The organism is Bradyrhizobium sp. USDA 4353, assembly GCF_054063215.1.
Genome location: NZ_JBSSGB010000001.1, coordinates 1,986,864 through 2,005,832, shown reverse-complemented (window position 1 = coordinate 2,005,832; position 18,969 = coordinate 1,986,864). Strand labels below are relative to the sequence as shown.

Annotated in this window: 18 protein-coding genes; 9 read left to right on the top strand and 9 right to left on the bottom strand. The window is 66.0% G+C overall.

All coding sequences use genetic code 11. From position 1 onward, the window contains the following. Positions 1-218 precede the first annotated feature (218 nt). The 5 genes from ptsP to ACVILH_RS08965 all read left to right on the top strand — a co-directional run bounded on the left by ptsP (position 219) and on the right by ACVILH_RS08965 (position 6,097). Entirely contained in the window at positions 219-2,486 is a 2,268-nt protein-coding gene (gene ptsP / locus ACVILH_RS08985) for a phosphoenolpyruvate--protein phosphotransferase (protein WP_456712569.1), read from the top strand. A 62-nt stretch (positions 2,487-2,548) separates the two neighbouring features. Then, on the top strand, positions 2,549-3,634 hold the full coding sequence (gene prfA / locus ACVILH_RS08980; RefSeq protein WP_456712568.1) for a peptide chain release factor 1: 1,086 nt from the start codon (positions 2,549-2,551) through the stop codon (positions 3,632-3,634). A 196-nt stretch (positions 3,635-3,830) separates the two neighbouring features. Then, a complete protein-coding gene (gene prmC, locus ACVILH_RS08975) occupies positions 3,831-4,718 on the top strand; it encodes a peptide chain release factor N(5)-glutamine methyltransferase (protein WP_456712567.1) in 888 nt (295 codons plus the stop codon). Positions 4,719-4,879: 161 nt separating this feature from the next. Next, positions 4,880-5,251 (top strand): hypothetical protein, encoded by a 372-nt coding sequence (locus ACVILH_RS08970; RefSeq protein ID WP_456712566.1) that lies wholly within the window; start codon positions 4,880-4,882, stop codon positions 5,249-5,251. Between the two features lie 9 nt (positions 5,252-5,260). Next, entirely contained in the window at positions 5,261-6,097 is an 837-nt protein-coding gene (locus ACVILH_RS08965; protein WP_456712565.1) for a DUF4167 domain-containing protein, read from the top strand. 129 nt (positions 6,098-6,226) lie between these two features. Here ACVILH_RS08965 and ACVILH_RS08960 read toward each other — a convergent pair whose 3' ends face one another. Continuing rightward, positions 6,227-6,985: a class I SAM-dependent methyltransferase gene (locus ACVILH_RS08960; protein ID WP_456712564.1), complete on the bottom strand. Its 759-nt coding sequence runs from the start codon at positions 6,983-6,985 to the stop codon at positions 6,227-6,229. 107 nt (positions 6,986-7,092) lie between these two features. On the opposite strand from ACVILH_RS08960, the gene gloB reads away from it, so the two are divergent. Together gloB and ACVILH_RS08950 are read left to right on the top strand one after the other, a co-directional pair. Beyond that, a complete protein-coding gene (gene gloB / locus ACVILH_RS08955) occupies positions 7,093-7,860 on the top strand; it encodes a hydroxyacylglutathione hydrolase (RefSeq protein WP_456712563.1) in 768 nt (255 codons plus the stop codon). Between the two features lie 14 nt (positions 7,861-7,874). Continuing rightward, positions 7,875-8,309, top strand: a complete 435-nt coding sequence (locus ACVILH_RS08950; RefSeq protein ID WP_456712562.1) for a cupin domain-containing protein — start codon at positions 7,875-7,877, stop codon at positions 8,307-8,309. Between the two features lies 1 nt (position 8,310). On the opposite strand, the gene ACVILH_RS08945 is transcribed toward ACVILH_RS08950, so the two are convergent. From ACVILH_RS08945 to ACVILH_RS08930, 4 genes are all read right to left on the bottom strand, one after another. Next, a complete protein-coding gene (locus ACVILH_RS08945; protein ID WP_456712561.1) occupies positions 8,311-10,317 on the bottom strand; it encodes a putative bifunctional diguanylate cyclase/phosphodiesterase in 2,007 nt (668 codons plus the stop codon). A 199-nt stretch (positions 10,318-10,516) separates the two neighbouring features. Then, positions 10,517-11,389, bottom strand: coding sequence for an aromatic amino acid exporter YddG (gene yddG, locus ACVILH_RS08940; RefSeq protein ID WP_456712560.1), 873 nt, complete (start codon positions 11,387-11,389; stop codon positions 10,517-10,519). A gap of 151 nt (positions 11,390-11,540) precedes the next feature. Beyond that, a complete protein-coding gene (gene phbB / locus ACVILH_RS08935) occupies positions 11,541-12,266 on the bottom strand; it encodes an acetoacetyl-CoA reductase (RefSeq protein WP_456712559.1) in 726 nt (241 codons plus the stop codon). Positions 12,267-12,539: 273 nt separating this feature from the next. Next, positions 12,540-13,718 carry an acetyl-CoA C-acetyltransferase gene (locus ACVILH_RS08930; RefSeq protein WP_456712558.1) on the bottom strand — a complete coding sequence of 393 codons (1,179 nt, stop codon included), beginning with the start codon at positions 13,716-13,718 and terminating at the stop codon, positions 12,540-12,542. Between the two features lie 396 nt (positions 13,719-14,114). On the opposite strand from ACVILH_RS08930, the gene phaR reads away from it, so the two are divergent. Beyond that, a complete protein-coding gene (gene phaR, locus ACVILH_RS08925) occupies positions 14,115-14,711 on the top strand; it encodes a polyhydroxyalkanoate synthesis repressor PhaR (RefSeq protein WP_456712557.1) in 597 nt (198 codons plus the stop codon). A 36-nt stretch (positions 14,712-14,747) separates the two neighbouring features. Here the strand turns inward: phaR and ACVILH_RS08920 are convergent, their stop codons facing one another. Then, on the bottom strand, positions 14,748-16,415 hold the full coding sequence (locus tag ACVILH_RS08920) for an EAL domain-containing protein (RefSeq protein ID WP_456716912.1): 1,668 nt from the start codon (positions 16,413-16,415) through the stop codon (positions 14,748-14,750). A 307-nt stretch (positions 16,416-16,722) separates the two neighbouring features. Here ACVILH_RS08920 and ACVILH_RS08915 point away from each other — a divergent pair, with 307 nt between their 5' ends. Beyond that, on the top strand, positions 16,723-17,001 hold the full coding sequence (locus ACVILH_RS08915; protein WP_456712556.1) for a hypothetical protein: 279 nt from the start codon (positions 16,723-16,725) through the stop codon (positions 16,999-17,001). An 18-nt stretch (positions 17,002-17,019) separates the two neighbouring features. Here ACVILH_RS08915 and ACVILH_RS08910 read toward each other — a convergent pair whose 3' ends face one another. The 3 genes from ACVILH_RS08910 to mtgA all read right to left on the bottom strand — a co-directional run bounded on the left by ACVILH_RS08910 (position 17,020) and on the right by mtgA (position 18,959). After that, a complete protein-coding gene (locus ACVILH_RS08910) occupies positions 17,020-17,751 on the bottom strand; it encodes a hypothetical protein (protein WP_456712555.1) in 732 nt (243 codons plus the stop codon). Positions 17,752-17,935: 184 nt separating this feature from the next. Next, complete coding sequence (gene rpmF / locus ACVILH_RS08905) at positions 17,936-18,118, bottom strand: 50S ribosomal protein L32 (RefSeq protein ID WP_006610266.1); 183 nt, start codon at positions 18,116-18,118, stop codon at positions 17,936-17,938. Between the two features lie 169 nt (positions 18,119-18,287). Beyond that, a complete protein-coding gene (gene mtgA, locus ACVILH_RS08900) occupies positions 18,288-18,959 on the bottom strand; it encodes a monofunctional biosynthetic peptidoglycan transglycosylase (protein ID WP_456712554.1) in 672 nt (223 codons plus the stop codon). Between the last annotated feature and the right edge of the window lie 10 nt (positions 18,960-18,969).

The following is an 18,969-nucleotide window of genomic DNA, read 5'->3' as shown; positions in this document are numbered from 1 at the left end:
CGCTGGTGGCAGGCGTTTTGCTTGGCAAAACAAGCCCTAATTCGCTATACGCCTCGCAGGATGGCTGCCGCGAAAAGTGCTCCAGTGATGGTTGTCCTGATTCGACTCGGCACCCTCGACGTGCGACGGTAGCGAATCAAGAAAGCTGTTCGATTTCGCGACTTTAGCGCCAGCTCGGCCGCGCGCCGGACTGGCCCCAGGAAGGGGGATTGTGCCACATGCGAAGCACGTCGGGAGGCCCCCGCGTCCTGCTCAGACGGCTTCGCGAGACCATGGCGGAGCAGGTCTCGGCACAGGAGCGGCTCGACAAGATCGTGGTGCTGATCGCGGCCAACATGGTCGCGGAGGTCTGCTCGGTCTATGTGCTGCGCGTCGACAACACGCTCGAGCTCTATGCCACCGAAGGTCTGAACCGCGACGCCGTCCACATGACGGTGCTGAGCGCGCATGAGGGCCTCGTCGGCCTCGTCGCCAGCGAGGCCACCCCGCTCAATCTGAGCGACGCGCAGAATCACCCGGCCTTCTCGTATCGGCCGGAGACCGGCGAAGAGATCTACCATTCCTTCCTCGGCGTGCCGATCCTGCGCGCCGGCAACACGCTCGGCGTGCTGGTGGTGCAGAACCGCGCCAAGCGCACCTATGTCGAGGAAGAGGTCGAGGCGCTGCAGACCACCGCGATGGTGCTCGCCGAGATGATCGCCTCCGGCGAGCTCGCAGCGCTCGCGCAGCCCGGCGCCGAGCCGGCCGTCCGGCACTCGATCCACAAGACCGGCGCGGTGCTGTCGGATGGCATCGCGCTCGGCCATGTCGTGCTCCACGAGCCGCGCGTCGTCGTCAACAACTACATCGCCGAGGACCTGCCGAAAGAGATCAAGCGGCTCGATGCTGCCTTGGTGAAGCTGCGCGCCGATCTCGATCGCATGCTGGAGCGCGGCGACGTTGCCGATGGCGGCGAGCATCGCGAGGTGCTCGAAGCCTATCGCATGTTCGCCAACGACCAGGGCTGGTCGCACAAGCTGCATGAGGCGGTGGCCACCGGCCTCACCGCCGAGGCCGCCGTCGAGCGCGTGCAGTCCGACACCCGTGCGCGCATGCTGCGCTCGACCGATCCTTATTTGCGCGAGCGCCTGCACGACCTCGAGGATCTCGGCTACCGCCTGCTGCGCCAACTGGTCGGCCAGGACCATGCGCCGAGCCGCGACCACCTGCCCGACAATGCCATCCTGATCGCGCGCGCGATGGGCCCGGCCGCCCTGCTCGACTACGACCGCAAGCGGCTGCGTGGCCTGGTGCTGGAGGAAGGCACCGCCAACTCGCATGTCGCGATCGTCGCCCGCGCGCTCGGCATTCCCGCCGTCGGCGAGGTGCCGAACGCGCCCGGCATCGCCGACCCCGGCGACGCCATCATCGTCGACGGCACCTCCGGCTCGATCTATGTGCGGCCGTCGGCGGAGATCGAATCCGCCTATGCCGAGCGGGTGCGCTTCCGCGCCCGCCGCCAGGCGCAGTACAGCGAGCTGCGCAACAAGCCCTGCAAGACCAAGGACGGCCAGCCGGTCGAGCTGATGATCAATGCGGGCCTGGTGATCGACCTGCCGCATATCGAGGACACCGGAAGCGCCGGCATCGGCCTGTTCCGCACCGAGCTGCAATTCATGGTGTCAGCCAGCCTGCCGCGCTCCAGCGATCAGCTCGCGCTGTATCGCACGGTGCTCGACGCCGCCGGCAACAGGCCTGTCACGTTCCGGACACTCGACATCGGCGGCGACAAGGCGCTGCCCTACATGGAGACGGTGATCGAGGAAAATCCCGCGCTCGGCTGGCGCGCGATCCGCCTCGGGCTCGATCGTCCGGGCCTGCTGCGCGGCCAGATCCGCGCGCTGCTGCGCGCCGGCGGTGGCCGCTCGCTGCGCATCATGTTCCCGATGATCTCGGAGGTCGCCGAGTTCGACACCGCGAAAGCGATCGTCGAGCGCGAGCTGACTTATCTGCGCCAGCACGGCCATACGCTGCCGGAGCGCGTCGACATCGGCACCATGCTCGAAGTGCCGGCACTGCTCTATCAGCTCGACGAGCTGCTCGCGAAGGTCGACTTCATCTCGGTCGGTTCCAACGATTTGTTCCAGTTCCTTTTCGCGGTCGACCGCGGCAACGCCAAGGTCTCCGAGCGGTTCGATACGCTGTCGACGCCGATCCTGCGCGCGCTGCGGGAGATCGTGTGCAAGGCCAAGGCCGCCAAGCGCTCGGTGTCGTTGTGCGGCGAGATGGCCTCAAAGCCGATCGGTGCGCTGGCGCTGATCGCGCTCGGCTACCGCTCGCTGTCGCTGTCGGCGACCGCGCATGGTCCCGTAAAGGCGATGATCCTCGAGCTCGACGCCGCCAAGGCCGAGGCGAAGATGGCCGAGTGGCTCGCCGCGCCTGCCGGCAGCTTCTCGATGCGGCAGAAGCTGACCGAGTTCGCCGAGAGCGAAGGCCTCGCACTGTAGCGGGCCTGTCGCGGCCTGCGTGTCTTCCTTCCGTATCGTTTGTTCCTACATCAGATTGCATCATGTCGTCGCTTCCCGAAGCCAAACTGGACGTTTTGTTGGCGCATCACGCCTCGCTCGAGGCGGAGCTGCTCGGCCAGGTCAATTCCGATCGCTACGTGCAGATCACCCGCGAGCTCGCCGAGCTCAATCCGCTGATCGAGGCGGTGAAGGCTTATCGTGCGGGCGTCAAAGAACTGGCCGACACCGAGGCGCTGATCGCCGATCCCGACACCGACGCCGAGATGCGCGCGATGGCGGAGACCGAGCGCGACGAGCTGGTCGCCCGCCGCGGCGAGCTGGAGCAGAAGATCCGCGTCGCGCTGTTGCCGAAGGACGCGATGGACGACCGCAACGTGGTGCTCGAGATCCGCGCCGGCACTGGCGGCGACGAGGCCTCGCTGTTCGCCGGCGATCTGTTCCGGATGTATGAGCGCTTCGCCGCCTTGCAGGGCTGGAAGGTCGAGGTGATCTCGGCGTCCGAGGGCACCGTCGGCGGCTACAAGGAAATCATCGCCGAGGTGCAGGGCCGCGGCGCCTTCGCCAAGCTGAAATTCGAATCCGGCGTGCACCGCGTGCAGCGCGTGCCCGATACGGAGACGCAAGGGCGCATCCACACCTCGGCGGCGACGGTGGCCGTGCTGCCCGAGGTCGAGGATGTCGACGTCGACATCAAGCAGGACGATCTGCGCATCGAGACCATGCGTGCGCAAGGCGCCGGCGGCCAGCACGTCAACAAGACGGAATCGGCGATCCGCATTACGCACATTCCCACGGGGATCGTGGTGATGATGCAGGACAGCCGCTCGCAGCATAAGAACCGGGCGTCGGCGATGAACATCCTGCGCTCGCGCATCTACGACGCGGAGCGGCAGAAGGTCGACGCGGCGCGCTCCGCCGAGCGCAAGGAGAAGGTCGGCTCCGGCGACCGCTCCGAGCGCATCCGCACCTACAATTTTCCGCAAGGGCGCGTCACCGATCACCGCATCAATCTGACGCTCTACAAGCTGCCGCAGGTGATCGCCGGCGAAGCGCTGGGTGAGCTGATCGACGCGCTGACCACGGAGCACCAGGCCGCGCAGCTCGCAGCGCAGGGCGCTGCGGCGTGATGAGCGCCCGCGCGTTGCGAGAGGCGATGCTGCGACCCTGCTTCAACACAAACGGTGTCGTCCCGGCGAACGCCGGGACCCATAACCACCGGCTTCAGCGGTTGTCATGGAAGGCAACTCCGACCACCCGTCCCGCGCCAGCACGGCGTATGGATCCCCGCTTTCGCGGGGATGACCCGTGGAAAGAGACGGCGCGATGACGAAGATCGCGGCGGGGGCAACTGTCGATGCCGCGCGACGCGCACTGGCAGCACGCTTCGCAAATGCGGGGCTCGATTCGCCCGAGCTCGACGCTCGACTGCTGGTGGGCCATGCCCTCCAGCTCGATCTGACGGGCCTCGTCACGCAGGGCAGCCGCCCGCTCTCCGCCGCTGAAGTGACGCAGATCGAAGCGCTGGTGCAGCGCCGCCTCGCTGGCGAGCCCGTGGCCCGGATTCTCGGAGCCAAGGAGTTCTGGGGCCTGCCGCTGCGGCTCTCGGCCGACACGCTGGTCCCGCGGCCGGATACGGAGACCGTCGTCGAGCTGGCGCTGGAGCATCTCGCGACCGGCGGTGCGCTGACGCGACGCTTGCGCATTGCCGATCTCGGCACCGGCTCGGGCGCCATCCTGCTGGCGCTCTTGTCCGAGCTGCCGCAGGCTTCCGGCGTCGGCACCGACATCAGCATCGCCGCACTCATGACGGCACGGGAGAATGCACGCGCGCTGGGGCTCGACGACCGCAGCCGCTTCGTTGCCTGCTCGTATGCGGCCGCGCTGGCGCCGCCGTTCGATCTGATCGTATCGAACCCGCCTTACATCCCCTCGACCGACATCGGCGATCTCGCCGTCGAGGTGCGCATCCATGATCCCTGGCGCGCGCTCGATGGCGGCGATGACGGGCTCGACGCCTATCGCGCGCTGATTCCGCAGGCGGCCCGGCTGCTGCGTCCCGGCGGCGCCGTCATCGTCGAGGTCGGCCACGACCAGAGCGATGACGTTGCCGCGCTGATGATCGAGGCGGGTCTGACCACCAATTCGGCGTGCACCAGGGCAGATTTGACCGGTATTCCGCGGGCGGTCATGGGCCTAAAAAAGCACCCATAAAGGGCCGGCGATCCAGAAAAAGCTCTTGGAATATCCCTTGGGAGCGACTACGTTCCCTCCATAGCATCGGCGCAGGCCCCGCTGAGCGGTATTCACGGAACACCGCGGCGGCCAGATGCCAGAGAGCCGCGCCGGGCGATTGGTTCCAGAACGCAGATCTGTTGAGCGCGAGAGCCGAATGGCTGCGCAGCCTAAGACTGCAAAGCGAACGAAAGCCAGACTTTGCACTTGAGGTCTTACGCGAAGCAAACTGGGTCAGTCGTGGCGAAGCTCGCCCTGGCTGGCTGAATGACGTGGTTCGCCGGCCGAACGAGCCGGTGGGTGGGGAACGCGTTTTGAACGCGCTTTTGTCGAGCGAATCGGCTGTCGATCACATCGGCATGGGTCGGTACTGGCAGGTCGGGACCGGCATCGACCGGACTGGGCCGCGCGCCATGCGCCCGGACCACGGGACGGTATTTCAATACGGCATCGGTATTCTGATGACAATCAATGCTCTGACAATCAGTGCTCCTCACGCAGGGTTGGAATAAAGGCAGGACATGAGAAACGGTCAAAACAACAAGCGGATGCGCAACCGCAACAACGGTAACAACAACAATAACCGGCGCGGCCAAAATCCTCTGACCCGGGTGTTCGAGTCCAACGGGCCGGACATCAAGATCCGTGGCACCGCCTCCCATGTGGCCGAAAAATACGTCCAGCTTGCCCGTGACGCCCGCTCCTCGGGCGACCCCGTTGCCGCCGAAAACTACTATCAGCACGCCGAGCATTATTTCCGCCTGATCGCGGCGGCCCAGGAGCAGTTCCGTCAGAACCAGCCGCAGCCGCGCGCAGCCGATGATCTGACCGTCGACGATCTCGACGATGACGGCGAGAGCTTCTCGCATTTCGGCCAGGAGCCGGGCTTCGTTCAGCCTCAGCCTCAAGCCCAGCCCTTCATGCGCGACCGTGACGGCGGTCAGCGCGAGCGTGGCGACAATCAGCAGCCCTATCAGCGCGATCAGCAACAGCCGCGCGAGCACCGCGAAGCCCGCGAGCATCGTCAGCCCCGCGAGCATCGGGAGCCGAGAGAGGCTCGCGAGCCGCGTGAGCACCGCGAGCCGCAGGAGCATCGCGAGCGGGAGCCGCGCGAGCATCGCGAACGTCCGCAGCCGGCGCAGTATCAGCCGCAACCGCAGCCGGTCGTCGCCGACAGCGGGGTCGACCGCCTGCCGTCCTTCATCACCGGCCCGCAGCCGCAGATCGCCAATCCTCCCGCCGCGTTCGAAGGTGGCGCCGAGCGTTATCCAAGGCGCCGTCGCCGGCCGCACGGCCCGCGTGCGGAAGCGGCCGCTGCTGCACCGGCGCCGAGCGAGGATCTCAATCCCGGCGAGTGACGCTTACCATTGCGCTTTGACGACACGGGCGGGCCTTCGGCTCGCCCGTTTTATTTTGCGGGCTTTGCCTCGCAGCGGCGCAAGCCTCTCGATGCACCCCTCCCCGACGCAACCCTCCTCGATGCAGGACTAATCGCGTCGATCCTCGCTGCCGCGGTTGGAGCCCTGCGCTGACGGCGCCGGCGTCAGCACCGGCTCGAGCCGCGGGATCAGCCTGATGCGCTCGCGACGTGCCGGAATGACGCGATAGACCTGCTTGGTCGCTTCGACGATATGGACGCCGGCGAACGGCAGCGACAGCGCCGCGCCCACGCGCTCCCAGGCCATCGCCGATCTCAGGAACCAGCCGCCGACCGGCGGCATGAACAGCGCCTCGCCCCAGGCGCTCGGCGTGAACCAGGTCTGCCGCAGCAGTTGCGTGATCTGCGAGCGCGAATACGGCCGGCCGTGGCCGAACGGCGTGTTGTCGGTCCGCGTCCAGACGCCGCGGCGGTTGGGAATGACGATGATCATGCGGCCCGCCGGCGCCAGCACGCGCCAGACCTCACGCAGCAATCCGGCCGGATCGTCCGACATCTCCAGCGCATGCACGATCAGGATTCGGTCGACCGCCGAGTCCGGCAGCGGCAGTGAGAACTCGTCCACCAGCGAGGCCAGTGTCGGCCGTGCCGTCGGCCATTTCAGCACACCTTGCGCGGCCGGCATGAAGGCGATGCAGCGCTCGGAATCCTCGCGGAACAGTCCGAGATAGGGCGTGGGATAGCCGATGCCGAGCACGCGCTGCCCGGCCGCGCTCGGCCAGCGCGCCCGGATGCCGCGGTTGATCAAGAGCCGCGCGACGATCCCGAGGCGCCCCGAATAGAAATTCCGCAGATCGATCACGTCCATGACGACAATGTATCATGCGGACGCGGGCGGTCGCGCGCCCAATATTGCGTTGCGCCTGCAGCGTTAACGCCATATCTCTGCCCGGCAGTACCGCCGACGGAGACATCATGGCCGCTGACATCCGCGTCTTCACCTGTCTGTCCGATAATTTCGGCTACCTGATCCACGATCCCGCGACCGGCGCCACCGCCTCGATCGACGCGCCGGAAGCCGGTGCGATCGTGCGCCAGCTCGAGGCCGCCGGCTGGACCCTCACCGACATCCTGGTCACCCATCATCACCACGACCATGTCGGAGGGGTCGCCGAGCTGAAGCAGCGCTATGGCTGCCGCGTCGTCGCGCCGCACGACAAGACCACGGCGATCGGCAATGTCGACCTGCGCGTCGGCCATGGCGACGTCGTCAAGATCGGCGAGCTGCTTGCGCGCGTGCTGGAGACGCCCGGCCATACGCTCGACCACGTGTCCTACGTGTTCGATGCCGACAAGGCGGTGTTCGCCGCCGACACGCTGTTCTCGATTGGCTGCGGCCGCGTGTTCGAGGGCACCTATCCGATGATGTGGGATTCGCTGTTGAAGCTGCGCACGTTGCCCGACGATTTCAGGCTGTATTGCGGCCACGAATACACCGCCTCGAACGTCAAATTCGCGCTGACCGTCGATCCTGATAACGAGGCGCTGAAGGCGCGCGCAGCCGAGGTGACGCGGCTGCGGGCCGCCAATCAGCCGACCATCCCGGTGCTGCTCGGCGAGGAGAAGCTCGCGAACGTGTTCCTGCGCGCCGACGATCCCGCGGTCGCAGTCCGGCTGCGCATGAAGGGCGCGAGCGCCGAGGACGTGTTCGGCGAGCTGCGCGAGCGCAAGAACAAGTCGTAGAACGCATCCCGCTTATGACCGCGCTCTCCGCCGCCGACATCATCGCGCGCCTCGGTCTGCAACCACACCCGGAGGGCGGACATTTTCGCGAGACGTTTCGCGACACTGTCGTCGAGGCGTCCGGGCGTGCCGCATCGACCTTGATCTATTTCCTGCTCGCGCGCGGCGAGCGCTCGCATTGGCACCGCGTCGATGCGGTCGAGACGTGGCACTATTATGCGGGAGCGCCGCTGTTGCTGCGCATCGCGGGCGACGGCGAGGCGCCGCAGACGACGACGCTCGGCATCGACCTCCTGGCCGGCCAGCAGCCGCAGGCCGTGGTCCCCACCCACGCTTGGCAGGCGGCCGAGAGCACCGGCGACTGGACGCTCGTCGGCTGCACGGTCGCGCCGGGATTCGAGTTTTCAGGATTCGAGCTCGCGCCTCCCGGTTGGGAGCCGCCGGTCTAGCTCAAGCGCCGGCCACCTTGACGGCGGGGGGCTCGGCAAAACGCTGACGCTCGCGGGAGAGAAAGCCGAAGACGGCGTCAGCCGGCATCGGCTCAGCGAAGTAATAGCCCTGGATGTAGTCGGCGCCGAGGCCGCGCAGGCTGTCGAGCTGCTCCTGCGTCTCGACGCCTTCGACGACGCAGGAGATCTCCATGTCGGCGCACAGGCCGGTCAGCGACTTGATGATCTTGTGACTGACGGGATTGGCGTTGACATCGCGCACGAAGCTTCGATCGACCTTGAGCTTGTCGAGCGGCAGCCGGTGGACGTGGCTGAGCGACGAATAGCCGGTGCCGAAATCGTCCAGCGAGATGCCGCAGCCGATCGCCTTCAACGCCGCGATCGACTCCTCGGCCCGGGCCAAATCGAAGGTGACGGCGGTCTCGGTGATCTCGAACTCGATGCGGCGCGGCGGAACGCCGCTGGCCTGAATGATCGAGATCAGCGGCAGGATGCCTTCCGGCGAGCAGATGTCATGCGCCGAAAGGTTGAACGACACCTGGATGTCATCAGGCCACATCCGTGCTGCAGCGAGCGCCTTGACCAGGAGAACGCGGGTGAGGTTGCGGATGACACCGATCCGCTCGGCGGCCGGGATGAAGCTGGAGGGCGCCACAATGCCCAGCTTGGGGCTGTGCCAGCGCGCCAGCACCTCGAATCCGGTGGTGTGCGCGTTCGCGGCATCCATGATCGGCTGGTAGACGAGCTCCATCTCCGTCTCGAAATCCGCCGTGCGCAGCAGATGCTCGATCACGCTGCGGCTGCGGATCTCGGCTTCGAGCTCGGTCGAGAAGATGATCGCCTGGCCGCGCGCGCGGCGCTTGGCGTGATACAGCGCGTAGTCGGCACATTCATACAGTGCATCCGCCGCCATCGCCGAGCGTGGATACATCGCAAAGCCGGTCGAGCAGGACAGACCGGTGTGCGTGGTGTCGAACTGATAGGGCAGCTTGATGAGATCGGTGATCTCCCGCCCGAGCGTCAACAGATCCGCATCGGTCGGATTGCCGACGACGATGAGGCCGAACTCGTCTCCGCCGAGGCGCGCCAGATGGACCTGGGATCCACGGTTTTCGCAGACATCGCGAATGCGGCGCGCGGCTTCCATCAGAACGCGGTCGCCGACCGTATGCCCATAGGTGTCGTTGATCGGCTTGAAGCCATCGAGATCGATGATGCCGACGGCGAGCCGCGTGCCGTCGCGCTCGGCCTCGGCGAAGGCGGAGGTCAGCTCGGAGAAGAACCGGCGCCGGTTGGGCAGGTCGGTCAGCGAGTCCAGATTGGCGAGCCGGAAGTTCTCGTCCGACAGCGCCTGCGTCGCAGCCTGCTCGGCCAACAATGACTTGCGGCTCGCGACCAGCGCGGCGAAGTCGCGGTAATAGATGAACAGCACCGTCACCATGGCGCCGGAGACCAGCAGCTGATTGACGGCAATCGCCCGCAGCGCGTGGACGCCGGTGGCCATGAAGAAGATCACGTAAGGCACGATCACCACCAGCGTCACGATCAGCGCCGCCGACCGTAGATGCATCAGGCAGAAGATGATGCCGATGACGGTGACCGCCATGTAGAACGCGACCTGTCCCTTGGCGAACGGATCGCCATAGGGAAACAGCGAAAATGACCAGATTACGAACAGCGCACCGATCGGCCCGGCGATCCGGTTGGTGAAGCGCAGATTGTGCAGCACCTCGGCGTCGCTGCTGGGCACCTCGCTCTGCCGCAACCACCAGAGCATGCGAAGGCCGGTGATGGTCGACAGCAGCGCCGGCACCGACACGGTCAGCCATATCGGCGCCACCGGCAGGAACGTGTAGGCGAGCGCGAGGCTATTGGTGATCAGGATGAAATAGAGCAGCGGCACCTGCTTGGAGAACGCCTGGAATTGCGCGCGCGTCAGCTCGGGATTGTCGGCGGGAACGCGAAACAACTCCCCGGCGCGGGCCATGTAACGTCTCACGTCCGGCATCCGCCGCCCCGTTGTCAGCACCATTGCGGGCAAAAGTCTTGCGCAGCACCGGTAAAGGCTGGGTTAGGTGCAGACGGCGTCAAGCTCCGATCGGCGGTTGCAAGCTACCAGTAAACGAGGCCGCCGGTTCCCGGCTTAAGCTGAAATCAAGGATAAAGAGCGTATTCGCGACGATGGTCGCGGCATGACGTGCGTGCCGTCAGCGACGGCGCAGCAGGAACATGTCCTTTGCCGCGACGAGGCCACCGCCCGCGATCAGCAAGGCTGCAACGGCGATGGTGGCGCTCGGCTGGGCGTAGCCGGCGACGATCAGGAACGCCGTCGACAGCAGCGGCGTCGCATAGGACGCAGCACCGAGCACACGAATGTCGCCGCGCTTCATGCCGATGTCCCAGGCGTAGAAGGCGGCCCCGACCGGGCCGAGGCCGAGCCCGGCCACCGCCAGCCACTGCGTCGCGTTGTCCGGCCAGACTGTATGCTCGACGGCGAGATGAACCAGGGCGGCGAGCACGGCGGTGGCGAGACAGAAGCCCGCGACGGCATCGGTGGGCACCGCCTTCAGACGGCGCGACAGCACCGAGTAGATCGCCCACACGAAGGCTGCGACGAACGCAGCGAAGAGCCCCGGGAGCTGGCTCGCGGCGAAGCTCGCGCCATTGCCCATCAACAACAACGCCGTGCCGACCAGCCCGAGCGCGGCGCCGATCACGTGATGACCAGCGAGCCGCTCGCCGGGCAGAAACGCGGAGAACAGCACGATCAACAGCGGCCAGAGATAGTTCAGCAAGCCTGCTTCCGCCGGTGGCGCAAAGCGCAGCGCCAGGAAATACAGCGCGTGATAGCCGAACAGGCCGCCGACGCCGACGGCCCACGCCATCGCCGGCTGCTGCAGCACCTGCAGCACCTGGCCTCGCTTCAGAACGGTCAGCATGCCGACGATGCCGCCGACGGCAAAGGTCATCGCGGCGAGTTGGAACGCCGGAATGGCGCCGGTGGCCACCGTCAGCAAGGCGAGCAGCGACCACATCAGGATCGCGGTCAGGCCGATCAAGGTCGCGGTGCGCTGGGACATCGGGTGGCAGGCTCCATCACGGCCGGGTCCGACCAGCCATCCACGCCTGTGCCCGTGCCGGGCTACTCCAAAGACGTGAATGCCCGCGGCGAGCGCGGGCATTCGGTGTCTTAGCCGGAGATCACGCCCGGTGGCAACGCCACCGCCGAGATCACGCCATGTACTGGCCGCCGTTCACGGACAGGGTCGAGCCGGTGATGGCGCCGGCCTCGTCCGCCGCGAGGAACACGACGGTGCGCGCGATCTCCTCGGGCTCGCCGAGGCGGCCGACCGGAATCAGCGGCAGGATCGACTTCTCCAGCACATCCTTCGGCACCGCCTGCACCATTTCGGTGTTGATGTAGCCCGGGCAGATCACGTTGACGGTGATGCCGGCCTTCGCGGTCTCCAGCGCCAGCGCCTTGGTGAAGCCGATGTCGCCCGCTTTCGCCGCGGAGTAGTTGACCTGGCCGAACTGCCCCTTCTGCCCGTTGATCGAGGAGATGTTGATGATGCGGCCGAACTTGCGCGCGCGCATGCCCTCGATGACCGGCCGGGTCATGTTGAACAGCGAGCCGAGATTGGTGTTGATGACGGCGCTCCACTGCTCGAGCGTCATCTTGTGGAACGCCGTGTCGCGGGTGATGCCGGCATTGTTGATCAGCACCTCGACCGGGCCGAGATCGGCTTCGACCTTCTTGATCCCCTCGGAGCAGGCCTCGAACGAGCTGACGTCCCATTTGTAGACCGGGATCTCGGTCTCGCTCTTGAACTTCTCGGCAGCGGCATCGTTGCCGCCGTAATTCGCCGCGACCTTGTATCCGGCAGCCTTCAGCGCCTTGCTGATGGCCGCACCGATACCGCGCGTCCCCCCCGTCACCAACGCCACACGTGCCATGTCGAATCCTTCCCTCGATGACTGATCACACGACAACAACCTGAGGATGCCGATGTGCATTCCGTTGTTATTGGACCATGGACGCCGTCGCGACAATCATCTCGTCGCTGCGACAGACATGCTCGCTCAACTCTCATTTTTTATGTCTTCGATTATGCGACGTGTTTGACGGACATCAAGAACAAAACGCCCGGCGAGATCGCCGGGCGTTGATCTTTAGTTGAGCTGGACGCGATTGCGAAGATCGAACGTTTCGCAATCAGTGCCGCGTTTTTAGTCGCGTGCAACGCACAGGGCGATGCCCATGCCGCCGCCGATGCACAGCGTGGCCAGGCCTTTCTTGGCGTCGCGCTTCTGCATCTCATGCAGCAAGGTGACGAGCACGCGGGCGCCGGAGGCACCGATCGGATGGCCGATCGCGATCGCGCCGCCATTGACGTTGACCTTGGCAGGATCCCAGCCGAGATCCTTGTTGACGGCGCAGGCCTGCGCCGCAAACGCCTCGTTCGCCTCGATCAGGTCGAGATCGGCGATAGTCCAGCCTGCCTTCTTCAGCGCTGCACGCGAGGCCGGGATCGGGCCGGTGCCCATGATCTTCGGGTCGACGCCGGCCTGGCCCCAGGACACGATCCGCGCCAGCGGAGTCTTGCCTTCCTTTTCCGCCTGCTTGGCGGTCATCAGCACGACGGCCGCAGCGCCGTCATTGATGCCGGACGCGTTGCCGGCGGTGACGGTGCCGTCCTTCTCGAACGCCGCGCGCAGCTTGGCCATCGCGTCGAGCGTGGCGCCGTGACGCGGATATTCGTCGGTGTCGACGATGGTGTCGCCCTTGCGGCCCTTGATGGTCACGGGCGCAATCTCATCCTTGAACTTGCCGGCCTTCTGCGCGGCCTCGGCCTTGTTCTGCGATGCAACCGCGAACTCGTCCTGCTGGGCGCGCGTGATCTGGTACTGCTTCGCAACGTTCTCGGCGGTGTTGCCCATGTGATAGCCGTTGAAGGCGTCCCACAGGCCGTCTTTGATCATGGTGTCGACGAACTCCAGCGAGCCCATCTTCACGCCGCCGCGCAGATATTGCGCATGCGGCGCCATGCTCATCGACTCCTGGCCACCGGCGACCACGATGTCGGAATCGCCGTTCTTCAGCGCCTGATAGCCGAGCGCCACCGAGCGCAGGCCGGAGCCGCACAGCTGGTTGATGCCCCAGGCCGGGCTGTCCACCGGAATGCCGGCGGCGATCGACGCCTGACGTGCCGGGTTCTGGCCCTGCGCTGCGGTCAGGATCTGACCCATGATGACCTCGGAGACACGGCCCGGCTCCACGCCAGCGCGCTCCAGCGCGGCCTTGATGGCAACCGCGCCCAGCTCATGGGCCGGGACACTGGCGAAGGCACCGTTGAAACTTCCAACCGCGGTGCGGGCGGCGCTGACGATGACGACATCGTCCGACATGGGCATCTCCTGAGGTTCTTGATCTTGGGTGTGAAGGCGAGGCTTGAGAGCGGGAGCGATTTTGAAACGAAGACGACGATCTCAGTTCATATATCTCAGTTCATAGTTATGCCGGCCGTCCGCAAGCCCCACTGCGGGCGGGCGCAACCTTCGCCCATCATCCTGTGAACGTCGTTGCGACATGTCAATCGGTGGGGCCATCGAATCCTGTTGCAGCGCACTCAAAATGGCGCGGATGGCCGTTTCATGAGCAAGATTTCTGCTGTCGGATTAACCGTTCCGCACAAAACCGTAGCCGAACTCGCTCGAAAGTGATTACGTTATTGCATTGCGTAGCTCTTCGCCCCCGCGGCAGCGCCGCAGGGTTCCCTGTTCTCGGTTTGCATGTGTGAGCTCATGGCGAAATCTGACCAACCCACCACGATCAAGAAATACGCGAACCGGCGGCTCTACAATACCGGGACGAGTACATACGTGACCCTGGAAGATCTGGCTTCCATGGTTAAGAACGGCGAGGATTTCCTGGTCTATGACGCCAAGACCGGCGACGACATCACCCGTTCGGTGCTCGCTCAGATCATCTTCGAGCAGGAGAACAAGGCGGGGCAGAACCTGCTGCCGACGACGTTCCTGCGCCAGCTGATCCGGTTCTACGGCGACAGCATGCAGATGGTGGTGCCAAAGTACCTTGAGCAGTCGATCGACACGCTGACCAAGGAGCAGGAGAAGTTCCGCAAGCAGATCGCCGACACCTTCAGCGGGACGCCGTTCGCGCCGCTCGAAGAGCAGGTGCGTCGCAATATGGAGCTGTTCCAGCAGACCTTCTCGATGTTCAAGCCGTTCACGCCTGCAGCGGCGCGCAGCGAGGACAAGGCCGCCGAGCCCGCAGCCGCCGCTGACGACAATATCGACGAGCTGCGCCGCCAGATGAAGGAAATGCAGGACCGGCTCGACCGCATGTCGGAGCCAAAGAAGGACGAGCAGCAAGGCTGAGCTTGCCGTTTGCTGCGATCGAAAGCCGGCGGCTGATCAGCTTGCCGCCGGCAACTCCACCCTGCCCTGCTCGATCCATGGCCTGTCCGTCGAGGCAAGGCCGATCACGCGACCCTGGATGTAGTCGCAGCCCCAGTCGCGCAGCAGCGCCACCGACGCATCGTCCTGCACCCATTCCGCCACGGTCTTGATCTCGAGCCGCCTCGCCAGCTCGACCAGCGTCTGCACGAAGGCGCGGTCGTCGGCCGAGCGCGCGAGATTCTGCACGAATGCGCCATCGATCTTGACGATGTCGACGCCGAGCTTGCGCAGGTTGCGGAACGAGGTGTGCCCCGCGCCGAAATCGTCGATCGCGATGCGGCTGCCGAGATCCTTCAAGCGGGTCACGAAGCCGCGGAGATCATCGATGTCCTGGATCTCGACCGTCTCGGTGATCTCGACGATCAGCCGCTCGGCGACACCGGGATGAGCGCGCATCATCGATTCGATCGAGGCCCACCAGTCCGGATCCATGGTGGTCTCCGGCGAGATGTTGAGGCTCAGGGTCACGTCCGGCGTGCTCGCGAGCTCGGTCACGACGAGCTCCAGGATGCGGTGATCGACGAGGCGGATCAGGCCGAGTCGCTCGGCGACCGGCACGACATCCGGCGCCAGCAAAGCGCGGCCGTCATCCTGCCGCATCCGCACCAGGCACTCATAGAAGGCGGGCGCGAGCGTGGTGGCATTCACCACCGGCTCGAACGCCGTGACGATGCGCCGCTCGTTGAGCGCGGTGACGATCTCGTCGGTGACGCGGATGTTGACCTTGCGCTGCGCGTCGCGCTCGACGTTCGGCCGCCAGGTCGAGAACGAGCCGATGCGGCGCCGCTTGGCGGCATCGAGCGTCTCATGGGCGCGGTTGACCGCCTCTTCGACCGAGCGCGCATGGCGCGGCACGCTGACGGCGCCAATCGTGGCGGTGACGGCGACCGGTCCCGACTTGGTCGGCACCACGTCGTCGCGAACTGCCGCAAGGAAACGCTCGGCTGCGATCGTCATGTCGTCCATGGTGCAGTTCTTGAGGATCAGCCCGAACTTGTTGCCCGAGAAGCGTCCCAGCGCATCGCCGCCGCGCAGCCGCGCGCGGATCCGCTGCGCCACCTCGAGCACCACGCCATCGGCGACGTCGAAGCCGAACGCGTCGTTGATGCGCGCGAGATGGTCGATGCCGACCAGCATGAAGGCGCAGGAGAAGCGAAAGCGCTGCGATTCCTCGATCACCTCGGCCAGCGTCGCCAATAGATGCGTGCGGTTCAGCTCGCCGGTGAGCGGATCGTGACGCGACAGCTTGAGGAGCTGCTCCTCCCGGGCGTGGCGCTCGTTGTTGATGCGCACGATGCCCTGGGCGCGCGACGGCCGTCCGTCCGAGCCGGCGAACCAGCAGCCAGTTTCCTCGACCCAGATCAGCGGCGCGCCGGCATGGGTCCGCACACCATATTCGATACGGTAGGGCGTGCCGCTGGCGCCGTAGAGCGGCGCGGCCTGGCGCATGACCTCGGAGCGAATGTTGCGGTCCGGCTCGATCAGCTTGCCGAATTCGGTGCCGTTGCAGAGCTGCGGCAGCGGCACGTCGGCGAAGACAGCGCCGACGTGGTCGCTCCACACGATGACGTCGCTCGCCAGATCCCAGACGAAGGCGGCTTGGCCGAGGGAGGCCAGGATCATCGAGGTCTGTGGCAAATCGGATGTCAAGATCGCCTCGTTCTGGAACACGCCGGCGCGCACCGGCGTCGATAGCAGGACAGCCGCCACCTACCGTTGCGAGCGGCGGCGGCGCAATTCGCGAATCAGACTACGCATCTCTGGTTAACGGAGAGCATGCCGTCGCGACATCAGCATGTCCCGGCCGCATCAACCATCTTTCGCCTCGGACGGACCCGGCGCGGCGGGCGCGGCATTGCCTTTGCGAGATGGGATGGTGAAAGGCTCCGGCGTCCCATAATGTGACAAGTGCGCCGGGTGTGGTGGGACGATGTCAACGATTGATCAGGACGAGGGCTCACGCGGAGCAGATGAGGCGTCCCGCTCCCTGGCACTGGTGCCGGGCACGCGGAGCCCCGACCGCCGCGCGACGATGATCCGCGCTGCCCGTCCCGATGCCGGCTTCGTCACCCAGCTGATCGCGACGGCCGAGCACTTGCCGCAGACCAGCACGCTCAGGCGCGCGGCGGCTGCGGATGTCCACAGCGCCTATGCGGCACGGCTTCGGCCGGTGATGCGGGCGGGCGATCGCACCCGGGAGGTCATCTGAGCGGCGCCCGCCTGCGCCTCAGGATTTGGGGGTCTCGGATTTTGGCGTCTCGGCTGTATGCGGCTCCGGAGCGCTCGGAGCAGCGGCCTCAGCCTCCTTGACCTCCGCGACCCAGCCGGTCGTCTGCACAGGGGCCGGCCGGGGCACCGAGCGATCGAGCAGCACGGACTCGGCGACCGACGCAGCCGCCGGCACCGTGTCGGTCACCGGCTCGACGACCGGCGCCGGAGCGGGAGGCGCTTCGACGTGATGAACTTCTGAAGGCACCGGCTCTTCGGGCTTGATCGGCTCCTCGACCGCCTCGGGCACGGGATGGGCGACAGGCTCCTCGGCCACAGCCGGCGTCACCGGAACAGGTGCGGCGACCACCGCCCGGGCGGCGCGCTTGGTGCGCAGCGCGATGCCGCTGAAGAAATCGACCATCGCCAGCAGGGTCAGCAGCAGGAAGGTGGAGTTACCGAACTTCTTCCACATCGCGAATTCGGCCGCGGCGCCGCCGAACACCAGGAGCGACAGCAGATGGTCGGTCAAATATTTGCCGTTCGGCTTGGACGCCTTGATGACCTCCAGCAGCAGCAGCAGCACGCCGAGCGCCAGCAGCATGTCGCCCAGCGAGATCGTCCAGAGCTCGCCGGACGGCAGCTGCAGGCGCAGCAGGACCTCGCCGAACTCGACCCCCGGCATCAGGAAGACGATCATGTTGTAGATCGCCAGCGGGATCAGCAGCAGCGGGAAACCGACCATGGACATCGGTTGGAGCCTTATGGCGCGGGGGGCGGACCCGCCACGAAATCAATTGGAAGATTATGACGGCGAGACGGGATCACGCAGCACACAAGCGGAAGCGGCCCCGGCGAATCACGTCGCGCGGGACCGCTTTCAACCCCATCGATGGCCGAATTCGGGCAGCTTGAACAGCGACCCGAACGGGCAATCAGGCGTCTTTCTTCTTCAGGACCTGGCGGCCCTTGTACATGCCGGTCTTCAGGTCCAGGTGGTGCGGACGACGCAGCTCGCCAGAGTCCTTGTCCTCGACATAGGTCGGCTTCTTGATCGCGTCAGCCGAGCGGCGCATGCCGCGGCGCGACGGCGAAGTTTTTCTTCTGGGGACGGCCATATCGGTATCCTCTAGGGGTATTCGGAAGGCATCGTCCGCGAAAGGGACGGCTGCAGCCATGAAGCTGGCGAGCCCGGATGCCGATCAAGGCCGCGCTTATAGAGGATGGGTTGCGGCATGGCTAGGGCTCTCCGAGGCATTTTTGGCCAAATTTCACCCTCCCCCGACCTCACCGCCGGTCGCCCCAGCAGGTCTGAAGCGCGGACGCTTGCGCCCGGACCATATAGGTGGCCGCCAGCCGCCGCACCCCTGGCCCCGGCGTCCGGGCGCTGCGCCGGACCGGATTGGGCAGGATCGAGGCCAACAGCGCCGCCTCGCGCGGCCCCAAGCCTGCGGCCGAGCGGCCGAAGGCGTAATTCGCCCCCGCCTCGACGCCGAACTGGCCGGACGGGCCGAGCTCGGCGATGTTGAGATAGATCTCCAAGATCCGCCTTTTGCTCAGCACGAGGTCGATCCACAGCGCCAGCGGCAGCTCCAGGGCCTTTCGGACATAGCTGCGGCCCTGCCAGAGGAACAGGTTCTTGGCGACCTGCTGCGTGATGGTCGAGCCGCCGCGGCTGACATCGCCGTCCTCGGCATCGTCCATGACCTCGCGCAGCGCCCCCCAATCGATCCCATGATGGCTGCAGAATTTGGCATCCTCGGCCGCCACCACCGAGCGCGGCAGATAGGGCGACATCGCCGCGAGATCAATCCAGCGCCGCTCCATCGGCCGGCCCGTCACCGTCCGCCACAGCATCAGGGTCGAGACCGGGTGACCCACGGCATAGAACGGCGTCAGGACATAGGGCACCAGCAGCACCAGGACGACGACCAGGAGGATGGCTCTGACGGTACGCAAGGGCAGGCGT